Here is a 17,016-nt window from a genome sequence, read left to right as displayed (position 1 = left end):
GCTTGCCTGATCAGGGCTGGGCGGCCGGCGGCGCCGCCGCGGGGGGCGACGGCACCAGCGGGTCCCGGAAGCCGGTATCCACAGGTACCGCCACCGCCCGCGCAGCCGACGCCGCGTGCGCATGCACCTGCGGCTGGGCGCCGTGCCAGGTCTTGTAGGCCCAGTATCCGGCGCCGGCCAGCATGCCCAGCTTCGACACCTTCCAGGCCACGCGGCCGATCGGGGTCTTGCGCAGCAGGGGCAGGGCCAATGTGATGGCCGTACTCAGCATCGGATAGTCGCGCGTCACGCCGAACAGCTTGAGCCAGCCAGACGGCCGGGTCATGCGCGGCAGCCACGCGCCCAGGCTGGTCATGCGGCGGGCGCCACCCTTGACCTGGCGAAGCGCCTGCACGGCGTCGTAGCGTTCCAGCGCGGCGCGCGTCACCAGCAACTCCTTGCGCACGGCCAGCGGCAGGCGAACTTCGCGCGTAAAGCGGACCGGACGGGGGTGCTCGTGGCGCGGGCGGCTGTCGATCGAATCGTCTTCTTCGGGCGTGGTCATTGGCGCAGCATCTCCCGGTCCTTGTCCAGCTCGGCCAGCGTGGATTCAAACAGCGGCGGGGCGTGGCGGACCTTGTTGCGAGCCACCAGCAGGCAGACACCGGCGCAGATCAGGTAGAACAGCACGATGGCGCCCAGGGCCTGCCAGCGATAGCTTTCCCAGAACAGGATGGCGACCAGCAGCGTGAAGGTCATCAGCGCCATGCTGAAGAACACCAGCCCGAACAAGGCCAGCAGCGCAACCTTCATCAGCCGCTCGCGTTCCTCGGCCAGTTCCACGCTGGCCAGCTCCAGGCGAGTCTGCAGCATCGACACCACGGAACCGGCGAGGTTGCGAAGGGATTCGAGGAACTTGGGGGAATGGGATTCGCTCATGCGGCTCCGGCGAAAAAACGATGCGCCGGCATGGGCGGCATCTGCGAGGGATGGACCGGCAGCGGCATGATGGGGCCGCGCCGGTCCGTCTTCAAGACTGCATGCACCCGGCGCAGATGCGCAGCCGGGGCTGGTAATGCGTATTGCTACAGTACTACAGGGCTGCTTACTTGCGGTTCAGCAGCAGACCGATCAGCAGGCCCACGCCGGCTGCCACGCCTACGGCGCGCCACGGATGGTCATGCACATAGTCGTCGGTGGCACGGGCGGCCGCCTTGCTCTTGGTCACGACGGCATCCTGCAAGTCCTGGGCCTTTTCCTTGGCCTGCTTCAGCAGGCCCATGCCACGCTCGCGCAGTTCGGCGGCTTTCTCGCCGGTGGTCGAGGCCGCTTGCTTAAGCAGTTCTTCGGCGTCGGACAGAACGGTCTTGACATCGCTCATCAGTTTCTCCTGTTGCGGGCGGTTAGGTTCAAGTGGTGACATTTTGCCTTGCCCGCTCGGGCTTGTGGCATTTCTTGTCGTCCACCTAGCATATGTGGCGGCTGCCCATCGTTTCAAGCTCGCCGACACAATGCCGTATCACTGTCACCAAATGTGCCATCGGCCCCGGGGCAGGGTTGCCACAAGGAACCATGGCCCGATCACCCGGTCTTTATGACTTCGAGTGATTTTGTAGTGACTTTATATTCGTTTGGGTTGGATGGCAATCCAACTAAGCTGGTTCACCGGTTTTTACCTTTCCTTACTTTCGTTTATTTTCCGTTTCTCTGGAGACTTCACTCATGGCACTGCGTCTTGGCGATACCGCACCGGACTTCGAGCAAGAATCGAGCGAGGGCCGCATCCGCTTTCATGAATGGCTCGGCGAAGGCTGGGGTGTCCTGTTCTCGCACCCTGCCGACTACACCCCCGTTTGCACGACGGAACTGGGCCTGACCGCCAAGCTGAAGGAAGAGTTCGCCCGCCGCAACGTGAAGGCCATCGCCCTGTCCGTGGACAGCGTGGAGTCGCACAAGGGCTGGATCCAGGATATCAACGACACCCAGTCGACCTCGGTCAATTTCCCGATCCTGGCGGACAGCGACCGCAAGGTGTCCGAGCTCTACGACATGATCCATCCGAATGCGAATGAGACGCTGACCGTGCGCTCGCTGTTCGTGATCGACCCGAAGAAGAAGGTGCGCCTGATCATTACCTATCCTGCAAGCACAGGTAGAAATTTCAATGAAATCCTGCGCGTCATCGATTCGCTGCAACTGACCGATCACCACAGCGTGGCCACGCCGGGCAACTGGCAGGATGGCGACGACGTCGTCATCGTGCCGTCGCTGAAGGACGAAGAGGTGATCCGCCAGAAATTCCCGAAGGGCTACAAGGCGGTGCGTCCGTACCTGCGCCTGACGCCGCAACCGAACAAGTAAGAAAAAGCCGGGCGCGGGGTGGGTCCCCGGCCCGGCTCGGTATGGCTTTGCCGATGTCGTAAAACGGCGGGGTCGTGCCCGTCGTCTCCTTGGTAGTGTGCTTCAGCCCGGCTTTCCAGCCGGGCTTTTTTACGTCCGGACGATCAGAAGAAGGCCTGCAGGCCGGTCTGGGCGCGGCCCAGGATCAGCGCGTGGATGTCGTGCGTGCCTTCGTACGTGTTCACCACTTCCAGGTTCACCACGTGGCGGATCACGCCGAATTCGTCCGAAATGCCATTGCCGCCCAGCATGTCGCGCGCCACGCGGGCGATGTCCAGCGACTTGCCGCACGAATTGCGCTTCATGATCGAGGTGATTTCCACCGCGGCGGTGCCTTCGTCCTTCATGCGGCCCAGGCGCAGGCAGCCCTGCAGGCCCAGCGTGATCTCGGTCTGCATGTCGGCCAGCTTCTTCTGTACCAGCTGCGTCTGTGCCAGCGGACGGCCGAACTGCTTGCGGTCCAGCGTGTACTGGCGCGCGGTGTGCCAGCAGAACTCGGCGGCGCCCAGCGCGCCCCAGGCGATGCCGTAACGGGCCGAGTTCAGGCAGGTGAACGGACCCTTCAGGCCCTTCACGCCCGGCATGAGGTTCTCTTCGGGCACGAAAACCTGGTCCAGCACGATTTCGCCGGTGATCGACGTGCGCAGGCCCACCTTGCCGTGGATGGCCGGGGCGCTCAGGCCCTTCCAGCCCTTTTCCAGGATGAAGCCGCGGATGTCTTCCTTGCCGTCTTCGCCGGCCAGCTTGGCCCACACCACGAAGACATCGGCGATCGGCGAGTTCGTGATCCACATCTTGGCGCCGCTCAGCTCGTAGCCGCCGTCCACCTTCTTGGCGCGCGTGACCATCGAGCCCGGGTCCGAGCCGTGGTTCGGTTCGGTCAGGCCGAAGCAGCCGATCCATTCGCCGGTGGCCAGCTTGGGCAGGTACTTCTGCTTCTGCGCCTCGCTGCCGAATTCGTAGATCGGCACCATGACCAGCGACGACTGCACGCTCATCATCGAGCGATAGCCCGAATCCACACGCTCCACCTCCCGCGCGATCAGGCCGTAGCTGACGTAGTTCAGGCCCGGGCCGCCGTACTGTTCTGGGATGGTCGGGCCGAGCAGACCCAGTTCGCCCATCTCGCGGAAGATCTCCACGTCGGTCTTCTCGTTGCGGAACGACTGCAGCACGCGCGGCATGAGCTTGTCCTGGCAATAGGCCGCCGAAGCGTCACGGATCATGCGCTCGTCGTCGGTCAGTTGCTGGTCCAGCAGCAGGGGGTCGGCCCAGTGGAATTCGGCGTTGGCAGCCATGGAGGTCTCCTTCTTTGGTGGCGCGGTGAAGGCAGTGCCGCCTTCATTCGATCCGGTCGATCAAAAAGTTGTGGTTCCGCATTGCGGAACCTTGTTCCGATGAGCTAGTATAGCTGAACCGATTCGCGCTGCAACAGGGGGAAATCCGGCCCCCGATCATTAGCGTTCGGCAATCGACCACTTCCACAGGAGCTGTCTCTTGACCTCATCCACTGTCGCGGCCGCCGCGCCGGTCCAGAAGGAACGCGAGAGCGACCCCAATTTCGTGACGGCGCTGGCGCGCGGACTGGAGCTGCTGCGCTGCTTCCGCACCGGCGAGGCGATGCTGGGCAACCAGGATTTCGTGCGCCGTACCGGGTTTCCGAAGGCCACCGTGAGCCGGCTGGCCGGCACGCTGGTGCAGCTGGGCTACCTGCGCTACGACGACAGCCTGGGCAAGTACGCGCTCGATGCCGGCGTGCTGGCGCTGGGCTTTTCCTACCTGGCGGCGTCCGACGTGGTGACGCTGGCGCGGCCGCACATGCTGGCTTTCGCGCAGTCGTATGGCGTGTCGGTGTCGCTGGGCAAGCGCGAGCGCATGGAAGTCATCTACATGGAATCGATCCGGAACGATGCCGGCGTGATGCTGGGTCTGGGGGTGGGCTCGCGCCTGTCGCTGGTGTCGAGTTCGATGGGGCGGGCCTACCTGGCGGCACTGCCGGCGGCGCGGCGCGACAAGGTGCTGGCCGAATTTGCCCAGACGTATCCGGAGCAATGGAAGCAGCAGGAGGCCCCGATGCGCGCCGCGCTGGCGCAGGCCGAGCGCGACGGCTATGCCGCGTCGTTCCGCGACTGGCACCCGGCTATTCACGCCTGCGCGGTGGCGTTCAAGCCGGTGGGTGAGAAGGATCTGCACATGCTGAGCTGCAGTGCGTCCTACGGGGCTGTCAGCGAAGAGACATTCCACGAGAAGCTGGCGCCCGCGCTGCAGGCGCTGGGGGTCAGGCTGTCCGATCCGGCGGGGCGGTAGGGCAGGCTTCGCTCCGCGCTCCCGCCTTGCGGCAGCGCGGAGCCTGATACCGCCGGATTACAGATCCGTCCGCAGCTTCCAGAGTTCGGGGAACAGCACCACATCGAGCATCCGGCGCAGGTAGCTGACGCCTTCGGTGCCGCCGGTGCCGCGCTTGAAGCCGATCACGCGCTCCACCGTGGTCACATGGCGGAATCGCCATTGGCGGAAGGCATCCTCCAGGTCGACGAACTTTTCGCCCAGTTCGTAGAGTTCCCAATGCGCCGACGGGTTGCGATACACCTCCAGCCAGGCCGCCTCCACCGACGCGTTGTACTGCGTGGGCTGCGTCCAGTCGCGTTCCACCACGTCGGCGTCGATCTGGAACCCGCGCCGCGCCATCAGCCGGATCGCCTCGTCGTACATCGACGGCGTATGCAGCGCCGTTTCCACCAGTTCCAGATGTTCGGCACGGTGCGCGTGAGGCCGCAGCATGGCCGCGTTCTTGTTGCCCAGGATGAACTCGATCTCGCGATACTGGTACGACTGGAACCCGGACGATGCGCCAAGGTACGGGCGCATGGCCGAGTATTCAGGCGGCGTCATGGTGGCCAGCACGTTCCAGGCCTGCACCAGCTGGTCCATGATGCGCGATACGCGCGCGAGCATCTTGAACGCCGGGCGCAGCTGGTCGGTCTTCACCCCATCGCGTGCGGCGCGCAGTTCGTGCAGCATCAGCTTCATCCACAGCTCGGTGGTCTGGTGCTGGACGATGAACAGCATCTCGTTGTGGTCCGGCGACAGCGGGTGCTGCGCGCTCAGGATCTGATCCAGGCCCAGATAGTCGCCGTAGCTCATGTCGCGGGCGAAGTCCATCTGCGCGCCATGCCAGCCATCCTCGCCGGCCGCGTCGGCCGGCTGGCTGCCGTGCCCCATCGGGCATCCCTTGAATTCACTCATGATGCGCTCCGCTCAGGTCACCGCGGTGCGCACCGCAAAGCGGGCGTCGCGATAGGCGCCGCTGTCCAGCACGTCGCGCATGATTTCCACGGCATCCCAGACTTCGGTGAAGGTCGTGTAAAGGGGCGTGAAGCCGAAGCGGGCAATGCCGGGTTCGCGATAGTCGCCAATCACGCCACGCTCGATCAGCGCGGCCACCAGCGCGTAGCCGTCCGGATGCGCAAAGCTCACCTGGCTGCCGCGCCGGGCATGGGCGCGCGGCGTGACCAGCGTCAGCGGGTGCTGGGCGCATCGTGATTCGACGAGTTCGATAAACAGGTCGGTCAGCTTGAGCGACTTCGCGCGCAGCGCGCTCATGCTGGTCTGGGCGAAGATGTCCAGGCCGCATTCGACCATCGCCAGCGACGTGACCGGCTGCGTGCCGCACAGGAAGCGGCCGATGCCCCTGGCGGGCGCGTATTGCGGCGACATCGCGAACGGCGCGCCGTGGCCCCACCAGCCCGACAGCGGCTGCCAGAACTGGTCGCGCAGCGCCGGCGCCACCCAGACGAAGGCGGGCGAACCCGGACCGCCGTTCAGGTACTTGTAGGTGCAGCCGATGGCGTAGTCCGCGCGGGCGGCGGTCAGGTCCACCGGCACGGCGCCAGCCGAGTGGGCCAGATCCCACACGGTCAGCACGCCGCGGGCGTGCGCGAGTTCGGTCAGGCCGGCCATGTCGAGCATCTCGCCGGTCTTGTAGTTCACGTGCGTCAGCATCAGCACGGCCGTATCGGCGCCCACGGCGGCGTCGATCTCGTCGGGGCTGTTGACCAGGCGTACCTCGTAGCCCTGCTGCAGCAGGTCGGCCAGGCCCTGGGCGATATAGAGATCGGTCGGGAAGTTGCTGGCTTCGGACACGATCACGCGACGCGCCGGATCGCGCTGCTGCTGCACGCGCAGTGCGGCGGCCAGCACCTTGAACAGGTTGATCGACGTGGTGTCGGTCACCACCACCTCGTCGTGGCCCGCGCCGATCAGCGGCGCCAGGCGGTTACCCAGCCGGCCCGGCAGGTCGAACCAGCCGGCGGTGTTCCAGCTGCGGATCAGGCCATCGCCCCATTCGCTGCTGACCACCTCGGCGGCACGCGCCGCGGCGGCGCGCGGGCGGGCGCCCAGCGAGTTGCCATCGAGGTAGATCACGCCGGCAGGCAGGGCAAACTGTTCGCGCAGCGCGCGGAGCGGGTCGTCCCGGTCCAGCGCCTGGCAGCGTTCACGTGTCAGGTTGGTCATGCTTTCAGTGTCCAGAGGGTTCGGGAGGATTCAGAGTGCGCGCAGCACCGCGCGGACCGGGCTCGCATCGAGCGTGGCCAGGCGCAGCGGCAGCGCGATGAGTTCGTAGTCGCCGGCCGGCACGTCGTCGAGCACGATGCCTTCGAGAATGGCCAGCCGGTGGTCGCGCACCGCGTGGTGGGCGTCCATCGTCTTCGAGGTTTCGGGGTCCAGCGACGGCGTGTCGATGCCGATCAGCTTTACGCCGTGGCGGGCCAGCAGCGCGATGGTCTCGGGGGCGACAGCGCAGAACGCCGAATCCCACGCCCCCAGCGGCACCTGCCGGTAGGTCCGCAGCAGCACGCGCGGCGGCACGTCGGCCAGAGCGGCTTCGATGTGGTGCGGCTCCACGCGTGGCGCCGCGCCGATGCAGTGGATCACGCGGCAAGGGCCCAGGTAAGCGTCCAGCGGGACGGCGCCGATCGGCGCGCCGTCGGCCGCGTAGTGCAGCGGCGCATCGGCATGGGCGCCGGTGTGCGGCGACATCGTAATGCGGCCAACGTTGACGGGACAGTGCTCGTCCAGTTGCCAGGCGGGCTCGTGCCGGAACGGTGTGTCGCCGGGCCAGACCGGCGTGGCGTTCGACACCGGCGGGCTGATATCCCAGATCTGGCGCGTGGCGCGGCTGGGTGCGTTCGTGGGGGCGTTCGGCATGGTGACTGGCAATCTCCGGGGCGCGTTTCTGAAGACGCGGTGCGTGTGGGGATCATAGTCAAAAGCGCCGAGAAGAGGCTTGCGAAATGGTCCGTCGATCGCAGCATCTTTCGCATAAAATTGTGTGATTCAAATAGAAATACGTGGAATCTTCGAAATGACCCTCGATCCGATAGATTTACGCATCCTGACGGCGCTGCAGGAGAACGGTCGCATCAGTAATCAGGACCTGGCCGACCGTGTGGCGTTATCGCCATCTGCCTGCTTGCGCCGCGTGCGTCTGCTGGAAGAAAACGGGGTGATTGGCGGCTACAAGGCGTGGTTCGACGCCGAACAGCTGGGACTGGAGATCGAGGCGATCGTGCAGGTGTCGATGCGGCACGACGTGGAAGGCTGGCACGACACGTTCAACGCCGTGGTGCAGACCTGGCCGGAGGTACTGACCGCCTATGTGATCACGGGCGACAGCAACTACATCCTGCGGGTGCAGGCGCGCAACCTGAAGCACTACTCCGATTTCATCGTGAATCGGCTATATCGCACGCCTGGCGTGATGGATATCCGCTCGAACATCGTCCTGCAGCGGATCAAGACGGACGGATCGCCACTGGCGATCCTGAAGGACAGCAAGGACGCCAAGCCGTGACCTACCGCTTGTGCGGCGCGATCTGATCGAGCGGTTCGAGCGGGCACAGCGTGGAAAATTGCGCGCCCTGGAACACCAGCGGCTCGCCGCCGGCGTCGAGAATACCGCAGCGTTCCACTTCGCCGACGAAGATCACGTGGTCGCCCTCGTCATAGCGGCTGCGGTTGTGGCACTCGAACCAGGCCAGCGCATTGGCCAGGATTGGCAGGCCGGTCTCCGACAACCGGTAGTCCACGCCGGCAAAGCGATCGCCCTTGAGCGTGGCAAACCGCTGGCACAAGTCCAGCTGCGAGGCGGCAAGCACATTGACGATGTAGTGCGAGCCATCGCGGAACATCGGCAGGCTGTTGGCGCGCGTGGCCATGCTCCACAGCACCAGGGGCGGATCGAGCGAGACCGAGTTGAACGAGCTGGCTGTGATGCCGACGAACGGCACGTCGTTGGCGTGCGAGGGACCAGCGGCGCGCGTGGTGATGACCGTCACACCTGTGGCGAACTGCGACAGCGCGCGCTTGAAGTGACCGCTGTCAAAGTCGGGGGCGGCGGCCTTGCGGCGCTGGGGGGCAGGGGCGGCGGCCTCGGGCATGCCCTCTCGGGCTCCACACAAATCCATGATCTTCATATCGGGATGGCCGGCGCGCATTCAACACGCCAAACGTAATCCTGGGGGGCGGCAATTTCAGTGGCCTGACGCACACATTTTGCGGGCCAACGCGGTCTGGCGGGCGCTTTCGGGTGCCGCGCAGCCCATTCACGTGCGCCAACGGGCGCCAGTACCAGTGGGATTGTAGCGGACTCCGGACATTGCACCCTGACGTGGTCCCTGGGATACATCGGACGGTCTCTGTGCCAGCCGGATAGCACTTGTTTCATTTTTCACGGCAGTGCGCGGCGCCATTGCTTATGCTGGAAATCGATGCCGCCAGAGCCGGCGTGGTATCGGAACCCCCTGAACGCGGGAAAGGGAGCGCGCAGATGGATCACGAACTCGAGATTGCCACGCTCGGTGGTGGGTGTTTCTGGTGCCTGGAGGCGGTGTTCCAGCAGGTGGATGGCGTGCGTGCCGTGGAGTCGGGCTACACCGGCGGCCATATCCACAATCCCACCTATCGCCAGGTATGCGAGGGCGACACGGGCCACGCCGAAGTGGTGCGCGTGACGTTCGACCCGGCCACGATCACTTTCCGCGAAATCCTGGAGATCTTCTTCTCGATCCATGATCCGACGCAGCTCAATCGGCAGGGCAACGACGTGGGCCCGCAGTACCGCTCGATCATCTTCACCCATTCCGAGGCCCAGCGTGCCGTGGCCGAGTATGTCATGGGCGAACTGGTCGTCAACAAGGTGTTCGATGCGCCAATCGTGACGCAGCTCGAACCCGAGCAGCCGTACTGGCGCGCCGAGATGAGCCATCAGAACTACTATCAGGAGCATCCCGCGCAGGGCTACTGCGCGTTCGTGATCACGCCCAAGCTGGCCCAGTTACGGCGAGATTTTTCGCATCGGATGCGCCGCTAGGCCGGCACGGCCGCGTTTTCCACCCGATCGGCAATGGCCGCGGCCAGCCGGGCAATGCTCTGCGGTGCGCAGCCTTCGGCATTGTTGCTGACGATGACATAGGCCGGCTGGCCGGCGCGCAGCGTGCCCGCCACCACGTCGGCGATGGCGTCGCGCGTTGCGTCGTCAGGGTCCACGAGCTTGTCGAATGGCATGTAGGCCTTTTCGGCCATCGCATACGAGCGGCCCTCGCGCAGCATCCAGCGCAGCACCAGCGGGCCGGGGGCCCCGTCGTCCATCAGCGTCTGCGCGTGGGCCTGGCGCGACACCTGCGGCAGGCGGTCGCGCGCGGCCAGGCAGAAGCGCACGCCGCGTTCGCGCAGCAGGCGGATGTAGCGCGGCGTGAGCAGCGCCGGATCTCGCATTTCCACGGCATAGCAGGCGTGCGGGGTCAGGCTGGGGTCCAGCGGCGGCAGCGCGGCCAGGAACGCGTCGAGCCGCGCGAAGAAAGCCGGGCCGTCGTCGGCCACGCTTTGCAGCGGCGACAACTGGAACAGCAGCGGCCCGCAGCGTTGGCCAAGACCAGCCGTGGCCGGCACGATGAAATCGCGGATCGCGATCCCGGCGTCCAGGAACGCCGCGTTGGCCAGGCACCCGGCGCCATCGGGGCCCCGCAGCCACGCATCGCAGACACTGGCCGGGGCCTTGACCAGGAAGCGGAAACCTTCCGGCACCTGCGATGCGTAGCCCAGGTAGTCGGCCAGCGGAATCGGGCCATAGAAGCCACGGTCGATGCCCGCCGCGCGCAGCAGCGGATGCTGCCCGCAGGCGCGTAGCCCCTTGCGGGACAGCAGGCTTTCCGTGTACTGGCCGTCGTAGACCATGCCGTGCCAGCCGGGGTACGACCACGAAGAGGTGCCGAAATACAGGTTGGGCGGCAGCCGGCCGGCAAGCGTGGTCAGCGCGGCATCGGGCGTCCAGGGCTGGACGATCTTGCCAACGGGCGTCTTCTTTTCGGGAGTGCCGGCCGCGGCGGGCCGGGGCGGGGCGCCCGGCGATGCCGGGGCATCGCCGAACAGGTCGAGGTTGTCAGTCAAGCGTCAGACGGTATTGCCAATCGGAGACGCGTAAATATAGCGCCGCGAGACCGGGAACGTGTCGGCGGCGCGATTCGCCTTCTGACACACCACCTGGTGCAGCGACATGATGCTGTTGGTGAACGCGTGCTCGCAGCCGGCCAGGTAGACCCGCCAGATGCGGTACTTCTTCTCGCCCACCATGGCCCGGATCGCGTCGGCGTTGGTCTCGAAGTTGTCGGCCCAGTGCCGCAGCGTCTGCGCGTAGTGCCGGCGCAGCAGTTCCACGTCGAACGCCTCCAGCCCGCCCTTGGCCATGGTATTGAGCACCATGCTGATGTGCGGCAGCTCGCCCTGCGGGAACACATAGCGGTCCATGAAGCCCGAGCCGTCGAGCGGCACCGCGCCGCTGTCGGGGTCGGTGGCCGTGATGCCATGGTTCATCGCCACGCCATCGTCCTTGAGCAGATCGCGCATGCGGCTGAAGTAGCCGATCAGGTTGTCCTTGCCCACGTGCTCGAACATGCCGACGCTGGTGATGCGGTCGAACTGGCCCTGGATGTCGCGATAGTCCTGCAGCCGGATCTCGATGCGGTCCTGCAGCCCGGCGGCCTTCACGCGCTCGGTGGCCAGGTCGAACTGGTTCTGCGACAGCGTGATGCCCACGCACCGCGCACCGTACTTCTGCGCCGCGCGGATCACCAGTGCGCCCCAGCCGCAGCCGATGTCGAGCAGCGTCTGGCCAGGCTGCACGCGGATCTTGGTCAGGATATGGTCGATCTTCTTGAGCTGCGCAGTGGCCAGGTCTTCGGTGCCTTCCTCGAAATACGCGCACGAGTACACCATGCGCGGATCGAGCCAGAGCTGGTAGAACGCGTTGGAAACGTCGTAGTGATACTGGATCGACGCCTTGTCCTCGGAGCGGCTGTGCGTGAAGTGCTGCGCCACGCGGGCCAGGGCGCCGCCCGCACTGCGCGCGGCGGCTGCCGACAGGCCGTAGGCCATCTTGATGATGTCGGCCAGGCGACCGTCGAGATCGATCTTTTCCTGGACATATGCCTCGCCGAGGTTGTCCAGGCTTGGCGTGAGCAGCAGCGGCAGGGCCGAGGCCTCGCGTACGGTCAGCGTGACCTCGGGTTGGTCGAAGTTGCCCAGCTGGTATTCGCTGCCATTCCACAGACGTAGCCTGACAGGCAGGTTGGCGTGCTCGCGCACGTCGGAAATCCAGCTATCCAGCTGCTTGTCGATTGCTTGCTTGAAGAACATGCGGCTTTCTCCCGATTGGTTGATGATCCCTCTCGAAATGAAATGCCCCATGGTCGGCTGCGCAGACTGCGTGGTGGTACGCAGCACTGGCCCTGGGGGCGCACCGATGCATGGCCGGTGCGGCAACCCAACAACTTTACGCCAATTCGCCGAATTGTGCAGTGTGGGGCGCCGCGGTCAGCGCCTGTCAGTACAAGCAGACATTGACGATGCAGCGATCGCGCGCCCCGTGCCGCGATGTTCCCGCGGCGCCCGGCGTCAGGGCGATAGCCGGACGATCTGCCAGCTGCCGTCGGCCTGTTGCCGGAATGCGATACGGTCGTGCAGCCGCGACGGCCGGCCCTGCCAGAATTCGATCCACGTGGGCCGCAGGCGGTACCCGCCCCAGTGCGGCGGACGCGGCGGGTTGTCGCCGAACTTGCTGCGGAAGTCGGCTTCGCGTGCTTCCAGCACGTCGCGGCCGGCCACCTCGCGGCTTTGCTCGGAGGCCCAGGCGCCCAGGCGAGATCCGAGCGGACGCGACGCGTAGTAGGCATCGCTCTCGGCATCGCCCACCTTTTCGACCACGCCTTCCACACGCACCTGGCGTTCGAGCTGCACCCAGTGGAACAGCAGCGCAGCGCGCGGGTTGGCTTCCAGATCCAGGCCCTTGCGGCTTTCGTAGTTGGTGAAGAACGTGAAACCGTTGGCGTCCATGCCCTTGAGCAGCACGATGCGCGCCGACGGCTGGCCGTCGGCACCTACCGTGGCCAGTGTCATCGCGTTGGGTTCGGGCAGCTTGGCCTGCATGGCCTCGTCGAACCAGTTCTGGAACTGGCGGATCGGGTCGCCTGCCACGTCGGTTTCGGAAAGGGCGCTCAACATGTAGTTGCGGCGCAGATCAGCGAGTTGGGTCATATCGCATATCGAAGAGTCGGCCCGCACGGAGAACCATGCGTACGAGGATGCTTCGAGTATAGCGAATGCGCCGCACACCGCATTTGCGCCATGGCAAGGCGGACTCGCTGTTTTACGAATCTGCAGGTTGCTAGTCCGACAGTTTCGGTGCGGCGATCTTTTGCGTCTGGCGGCGCGAATAGTAGTTGGCCATGCCCATCGCGCCGGCCATCGACAGGAAGATCGGCAGCATGCCCAGCGCCGTGCCCACCACACCGAACGTGAGCGGCCACACCACCTGGCTGGTATTGAGCACGGCCGAGCGCAGCCCCAGCGCCTCGCCGGCCCGCCCCGAGGGCGAGGCCGTATGCAGGATGTTCATGACGTTGGGCTGGGCACTGCCCAGCGCCAGGCCCAGCACGAACGCCAGGCCGCACATGAGCCAGAAGTGCGAGACGAACGGATAGACCAGATAGGCCAGCGCACCCACCAGCAGCGCCAGGCGGATGATCTTCCATTCCGAGAAATGGCGGGACACCATCGGCATGGCAATCCGGATGGCCAGCGTGGCGATCGAGAACGCCCCGAGCACCCAGCCGATCATCGACGGCGACAGGCCGATATGCGTGCCCTGGATCGGGATCAGGAACGCATGCAGGTCCCACGCGGCGGACAGCACCGCGCTGGCGACGAACACGGCACGCAGTTCGGGGTGGTGAAGCAGGTCCAGCGTGGAGCGGCGCGAGCCGTCCTCGATGGCGATGCGTCCCGCGTTGCCGCCGGTGGCCGGCAGGCGCGGCCGCACATACTGCAGCCCGGCCTGGCCCAGCAGCGCCACGCCCACCAGGATGCAGAACGCGGTACGAAAGCCCGCGTGTTCGATCGTATAACCCATGGCCACCGGCCCGAGCGTGCCCGAGATCGACAGCCCCAGCGCATGCCACGTGTAGTTGCGCAGCCGGGTCTCGTTGGTCGACACCTGCCCGATCAGCAGTTGCATGGCCACCTGGACCAGCATGAAGCCCACGCCGATCAGTGCGCACGCCGCGTACAGCGACGCAATCTCGTGCCAGACGGCCGGCAGCAGCGTACCGGCCACCACCATCAGCGACCCGGCGGTCATCGGCAGGCGCGGCCCGATCTGGTCGATGCGCTTGCCGGCGCGAATCGCCAGGAACATCGGCAGCAGCGCATAGAGCGACATCAGGATGCCCAGCGTGACCGTGGACGCCTTGAGCGAGATGGCAAATAGGGAAACGACGACACGACTGGCGTTGAACGCCACGTGATTGCACACCGTCAGCGCGATCAGCCAGCTGATCGGGGGAACGGCGGCATGAGGCAACGTCATGGCAGGGGGTGCGCGGGGGCGGCGAAGGTGGTTCGCGCCGCCGGCAAGGGTCTCCCATCCGGACGATAAGACGCGCGAAAAAAGAAAATCAGTGCGGCCGGAGCCGCACCTACAAGGCATCGCTGGCCAGACTGGAACCCGGCGAGCGAAGGCGTTGCGTGTCGTTGTTCATTAATTGCTTGCTTAATCAACGACCAGCCGATTATGCGACTGCCAGTGCGGTCTGCACAACAACGGTGTGGGAGGGCGTGCCAAATCCGCAACACATTTGGTACAGATGTGTTGCGGATTCACCAACGTTGTCAGTGTGTGATGACGAACGGCGTGCGGCAGGTAAGCCGCCGTTCGCTAGCCGCCCTGGTAGAGCTGCTTGTCATTGTCCGGTCGCGACGGTTGCTGCACGGTGGCGCCGGGCATGCGCGGCTTGGTAGGCGGCGGGGCCGGCTCGCCGCGGGCGGCGTCCGACTTCGTCGGCGATTCGGGGATAGGGGGGCCGGCCTGCTGCTGGCCCTTCGGCGCCGCTGGCCCTTGATAGGTCTTGCCCGGCGGCGGGGCGGTAGGCCGCTTCTTGAGTTCCGCCAGCAACCGGGCGCACTCGCTTTCGTCGCCGCCGCCCGAAATGTCGAGCAGCGGCACCACCATCGCCACGGGCGCGGTCAGTGCCAGCGCCAGCGCGCCGCCGGCACGCAGCGCGAGGATGGCGATATTCGGGCTGACCGACGGATTCTTGAACGTCCCGCCCACATACAGCGGCGAGCGCAGCGAGATGACGCGCAGCCCCTTGGAGTCGGGATGGATCGTCAGCGCCAGCCGCTCGTCCTTGAAATCGACCGCGCCCTCGGTGGTGATGATGGCGTCCTGCGTATCGAGCACGAAGGTCTGGGCCCGGGCAATGCCGTTCTGGAAGCCGAACGCGCTGACGCCGCAATTGATCTGCACCGGCTTGTCGCCGAACAGCTTCGAGATCACCACGCTGCCCACGTTCAGGCCGATGGCTTCGAGGATGAACTTGCTGACGGTGCCGTTTTCCACCAGCAGCTTGGCCTCTCCATTCGACGAACCCATCAGCGCGGCCACCGAATTGCCCGTGGCCGAAAGCTTGGCGCTGCCGTTCACCTCACCGACGCTGGCGCGGGTACTTTCCACCTTCGGGAACAGCTGCTTGATCTTCAGGTGCCGCGCGGTCATGTCGACCTTCGCGCCCATCGGCTCGCGCTTGCCATCGAGTTCGACCGTCGATACCAGGTTGCCGCCGGCCACGCCGAAGTTGAGCGGGTCGAGCCGCAGCACGCCGTCGGTCAGCTTCAGGTGCGTGGTCAGGTCCGTGATCGGCAGGTCTTCATTGCGGACGATGCGCTTGCCGGTGAACTTCACGTCGGCATCGATCTCGTCCCAGCGTTCGGTGCGGAACGGCGCCACCGGCAGCTTCTTGTCCGCCGGCTGCTTCACGGGGCTGTCCTTGGCCGGCTGGCCCGGCTTGGCGCCGCCGCCGATCAGCGGCGCGAGATCGTCGAACAGCAGCTGCTTCGACACCAGTTCGCCGGACAGCAGCGGGCGGGGCGAATGCTGCGCGAACGTCAGCGTGCCGCCCAGGTCACTGCTGCCCACCTTGCCGGTGAAGTCGCGGTAGGTATAGGCCGAGGCGCCCTTCTTGAGCGTGGCCACCAGGCGGCCCCGCGTTTCATACGGCGGGGTCGATGGCAGCACGATGCCGGTCAGGTTGTAGAGCGATGCCAGGCTGTCGCCGGCCAGCGTCAGGTTGACGTCGAGCGCGCCGAGGTGGGCCGGGTTCGTTACCGTGCCTTCCATCGTGGCGCGGGTGGCGCCCACGCGCACATCGGCCTGTACCGGATAAGGGGTGTCCACGTCGCGCAGGCTCAGCACGGTGCCGGCCTTGCCGGTGGCGTTGACGGTGGCCTTGTTGTAGTGGCCCACGGCTTTCCAGCGGATGCCGTAGCGGTCGTCATTGCCGGTCTTGCCAGCCTTGCCGCCCTTGTTGTCGTTGGCCTTGGCTTCGGGCGTGGAGGCGGCGGAGCCTTGCGACGCCGCCACAGCGGAGGCATCGGACGGCATCAGCGCGCCGTCGCGGGCCTTGTCGTAGATGGCCTGGTCGCCAATCGTGTCCAGCGTGGCCTGCAGCTGGATCTTCTCGGCCGCGTCGTCCAGCGCCAGGTTGCCGCGCTGGAGGACCACTTCGCCCACATCGAGGTGCCATTTCGACTTGCCCGAGTCGGTCTGCTTGCGCATGTCGAAGGTCCAGTTGTTGCGCTTGTCGGCCAGCCGTTCTAGCCACACGGCGGGGCTGTCGACGACGATGGTCGGCACGTTGATTTCATGGGCCAGCAGTGGCAGCGGGCGCAGCACGAAGATCAGTTCGCGAATCGTGCCCATGTTGGGCGCCTGGGCCCAGTCGGGGTTGCCGATGGAAATGTCCTTGGCCGACAGCCGTGGCCACGGCACGAGCGTACGCCAGCCGGTCTCGCCCTGGCCACGTTTCCAGGTGACGGTCAGATCGCCATTGATGGCGAAGGGGCGCCCGATCGACTCCGTGACCTTGTCGTTGAGCCACGGCTTGAGCCGGTTCCAGTCAAAGGTCAGGATGATGACGACAAGGATCGCGATCAGCGCCAACGGCGTGAACACGCTCCATAAGACGATCTTGTGGCGACGCGAGGCGGGCATAAGGGGTGGACTCCGGTAGCAGCCGTGCGGCGGAT

General features: G+C 65.7%; 17 protein-coding genes. 4 read left to right on the top strand and 13 right to left on the bottom strand.

What is annotated here, in order from left to right; all coding sequences use genetic code 11:
- Positions 1–10 precede the first annotated feature (10 nt).
- The 3 genes from AC3FJ6_RS02930 to AC3FJ6_RS02920 form a co-directional block, all read right to left on the bottom strand.
- Complete coding sequence (locus tag AC3FJ6_RS02930) at positions 11–544, bottom strand: DUF3318 domain-containing protein (protein ID WP_488770604.1); 534 nt, start codon at positions 542–544, stop codon at positions 11–13.
- The gene (locus AC3FJ6_RS02925; RefSeq protein ID WP_400393493.1) at positions 541–918 is read right to left on the bottom strand and encodes a phage holin family protein; all 378 of its coding nucleotides are present in this window, start codon (positions 916–918) and stop codon (positions 541–543) included. Before AC3FJ6_RS02925 ends, AC3FJ6_RS02930 begins: the two co-directional genes overlap by 4 nt.
- 166 nt (positions 919–1,084) lie before the next feature.
- Positions 1,085–1,402: an ElaB/YgaM/YqjD family protein gene (locus AC3FJ6_RS02920; RefSeq protein WP_349632244.1), complete on the bottom strand. Its 318-nt coding sequence runs from the start codon at positions 1,400–1,402 to the stop codon at positions 1,085–1,087.
- 299 nt (positions 1,403–1,701) lie between these two features.
- On the opposite strand from AC3FJ6_RS02920, the gene AC3FJ6_RS02915 reads away from it, so the two are divergent.
- Positions 1,702–2,340 (top strand): peroxiredoxin, encoded by a 639-nt coding sequence (locus AC3FJ6_RS02915; RefSeq protein WP_153945602.1) that lies wholly within the window; start codon positions 1,702–1,704, stop codon positions 2,338–2,340.
- Positions 2,341–2,483: 143 nt separating this feature from the next.
- Here the strand turns inward: AC3FJ6_RS02915 and AC3FJ6_RS02910 are convergent, their stop codons facing one another.
- Complete coding sequence (locus AC3FJ6_RS02910; RefSeq protein WP_101680960.1) at positions 2,484–3,677, bottom strand: acyl-CoA dehydrogenase; 1,194 nt, start codon at positions 3,675–3,677, stop codon at positions 2,484–2,486.
- Positions 3,678–3,876: 199 nt separating this feature from the next.
- On the opposite strand from AC3FJ6_RS02910, the gene AC3FJ6_RS02905 reads away from it, so the two are divergent.
- Entirely contained in the window at positions 3,877–4,686 is an 810-nt protein-coding gene (locus AC3FJ6_RS02905) for an IclR family transcriptional regulator (RefSeq protein WP_488770603.1), read from the top strand.
- Between the two features lie 57 nt (positions 4,687–4,743).
- Here the strand turns inward: AC3FJ6_RS02905 and kynA are convergent, their stop codons facing one another.
- The 3 genes from kynA to kynB are packed head-to-tail and all read right to left on the bottom strand — an operon-like array spanning position 4,744 to position 7,587.
- Positions 4,744–5,625 carry a tryptophan 2,3-dioxygenase gene (kynA, locus tag AC3FJ6_RS02900; protein ID WP_488770602.1) on the bottom strand — a complete coding sequence of 294 codons (882 nt, stop codon included), beginning with the start codon at positions 5,623–5,625 and terminating at the stop codon, positions 4,744–4,746.
- Between the two features lie 12 nt (positions 5,626–5,637).
- The gene (gene kynU, locus AC3FJ6_RS02895; protein WP_488770601.1) at positions 5,638–6,894 is read right to left on the bottom strand and encodes a kynureninase; all 1,257 of its coding nucleotides are present in this window, start codon (positions 6,892–6,894) and stop codon (positions 5,638–5,640) included.
- Positions 6,895–6,924: 30 nt separating this feature from the next.
- The gene (gene kynB, locus AC3FJ6_RS02890; protein ID WP_488770600.1) at positions 6,925–7,587 is read right to left on the bottom strand and encodes an arylformamidase; all 663 of its coding nucleotides are present in this window, start codon (positions 7,585–7,587) and stop codon (positions 6,925–6,927) included.
- Positions 7,588–7,744: 157 nt separating this feature from the next.
- Here kynB and AC3FJ6_RS02885 point away from each other — a divergent pair, with 157 nt between their 5' ends.
- Complete coding sequence (locus AC3FJ6_RS02885; protein WP_153945596.1) at positions 7,745–8,233, top strand: Lrp/AsnC family transcriptional regulator; 489 nt, start codon at positions 7,745–7,747, stop codon at positions 8,231–8,233.
- Between the two features lies 1 nt (position 8,234).
- Here the strand turns inward: AC3FJ6_RS02885 and AC3FJ6_RS02880 are convergent, their stop codons facing one another.
- Positions 8,235–8,876, bottom strand: coding sequence for a flavin reductase family protein (locus AC3FJ6_RS02880; protein ID WP_488770599.1), 642 nt, complete (start codon positions 8,874–8,876; stop codon positions 8,235–8,237).
- A gap of 332 nt (positions 8,877–9,208) precedes the next feature.
- Here AC3FJ6_RS02880 and msrA point away from each other — a divergent pair, with 332 nt between their 5' ends.
- A complete protein-coding gene (gene msrA, locus AC3FJ6_RS02875; protein ID WP_487523566.1) occupies positions 9,209–9,751 on the top strand; it encodes a peptide-methionine (S)-S-oxide reductase MsrA in 543 nt (180 codons plus the stop codon).
- Here msrA and AC3FJ6_RS02870 read toward each other — a convergent pair.
- The 5 genes from AC3FJ6_RS02870 to AC3FJ6_RS02850 form a co-directional block, all read right to left on the bottom strand.
- Complete coding sequence (locus AC3FJ6_RS02870; protein ID WP_488770598.1) at positions 9,748–10,827, bottom strand: DUF72 domain-containing protein; 1,080 nt, start codon at positions 10,825–10,827, stop codon at positions 9,748–9,750. The genes msrA and AC3FJ6_RS02870 overlap by 4 nt on opposite strands.
- A 3-nt stretch (positions 10,828–10,830) precedes the next feature.
- On the bottom strand, positions 10,831–12,072 hold the full coding sequence (locus AC3FJ6_RS02865) for a class I SAM-dependent methyltransferase (RefSeq protein ID WP_488770597.1): 1,242 nt from the start codon (positions 12,070–12,072) through the stop codon (positions 10,831–10,833).
- 258 nt (positions 12,073–12,330) lie between these two features.
- A complete protein-coding gene (gene pdxH, locus AC3FJ6_RS02860; protein ID WP_092594468.1) occupies positions 12,331–12,969 on the bottom strand; it encodes a pyridoxamine 5'-phosphate oxidase in 639 nt (212 codons plus the stop codon).
- Between the two features lie 130 nt (positions 12,970–13,099).
- Positions 13,100–14,299: an MFS transporter gene (locus AC3FJ6_RS02855; RefSeq protein WP_488770596.1), complete on the bottom strand. Its 1,200-nt coding sequence runs from the start codon at positions 14,297–14,299 to the stop codon at positions 13,100–13,102.
- A gap of 348 nt (positions 14,300–14,647) precedes the next feature.
- Positions 14,648–16,981, bottom strand: a complete 2,334-nt coding sequence (locus tag AC3FJ6_RS02850; protein ID WP_488770595.1) for an AsmA family protein — start codon at positions 16,979–16,981, stop codon at positions 14,648–14,650.
- Positions 16,982–17,016 lie beyond the last annotated feature (35 nt).

This window comes from Cupriavidus sp. 94F1, assembly GCF_057798875.1.
Note: the sequence above shows the minus strand (reverse complement) of the source record. Positions and strands in the feature narration are given on the sequence as shown.

Coding starts and splice junctions, on each gene's coding strand:
- AC3FJ6_RS02850 (WP_488770595.1), bottom strand. CDS start 16,981: ATGCCCGCCTCGCGTCGCCACAAGATCGTCTTATGGAGCGTGTTCACG.
- kynA (WP_488770602.1), bottom strand. CDS start 5,625: ATGAGTGAATTCAAGGGATGCCCGATGGGGCACGGCAGCCAGCCGGCC.
- AC3FJ6_RS02880 (WP_488770599.1), bottom strand. CDS start 8,876: ATGCGCGCCGGCCATCCCGATATGAAGATCATGGATTTGTGTGGAGCC.
- msrA (WP_487523566.1), top strand. CDS start 9,209: ATGGATCACGAACTCGAGATTGCCACGCTCGGTGGTGGGTGTTTCTGG.
- AC3FJ6_RS02920 (WP_349632244.1), bottom strand. CDS start 1,402: ATGTCACCACTTGAACCTAACCGCCCGCAACAGGAGAAACTGATGAGC.
- AC3FJ6_RS02885 (WP_153945596.1), top strand. CDS start 7,745: ATGACCCTCGATCCGATAGATTTACGCATCCTGACGGCGCTGCAGGAG.
- kynU (WP_488770601.1), bottom strand. CDS start 6,894: ATGACCAACCTGACACGTGAACGCTGCCAGGCGCTGGACCGGGACGAC.
- AC3FJ6_RS02925 (WP_400393493.1), bottom strand. CDS start 918: ATGAGCGAATCCCATTCCCCCAAGTTCCTCGAATCCCTTCGCAACCTC.
- kynB (WP_488770600.1), bottom strand. CDS start 7,587: ATGCCGAACGCCCCCACGAACGCACCCAGCCGCGCCACGCGCCAGATC.
- AC3FJ6_RS02930 (WP_488770604.1), bottom strand. CDS start 544: ATGACCACGCCCGAAGAAGACGATTCGATCGACAGCCGCCCGCGCCAC.
- AC3FJ6_RS02915 (WP_153945602.1), top strand. CDS start 1,702: ATGGCACTGCGTCTTGGCGATACCGCACCGGACTTCGAGCAAGAATCG.
- pdxH (WP_092594468.1), bottom strand. CDS start 12,969: ATGACCCAACTCGCTGATCTGCGCCGCAACTACATGTTGAGCGCCCTT.
- AC3FJ6_RS02910 (WP_101680960.1), bottom strand. CDS start 3,677: ATGGCTGCCAACGCCGAATTCCACTGGGCCGACCCCCTGCTGCTGGAC.
- AC3FJ6_RS02865 (WP_488770597.1), bottom strand. CDS start 12,072: ATGTTCTTCAAGCAAGCAATCGACAAGCAGCTGGATAGCTGGATTTCC.
- AC3FJ6_RS02855 (WP_488770596.1), bottom strand. CDS start 14,299: ATGACGTTGCCTCATGCCGCCGTTCCCCCGATCAGCTGGCTGATCGCG.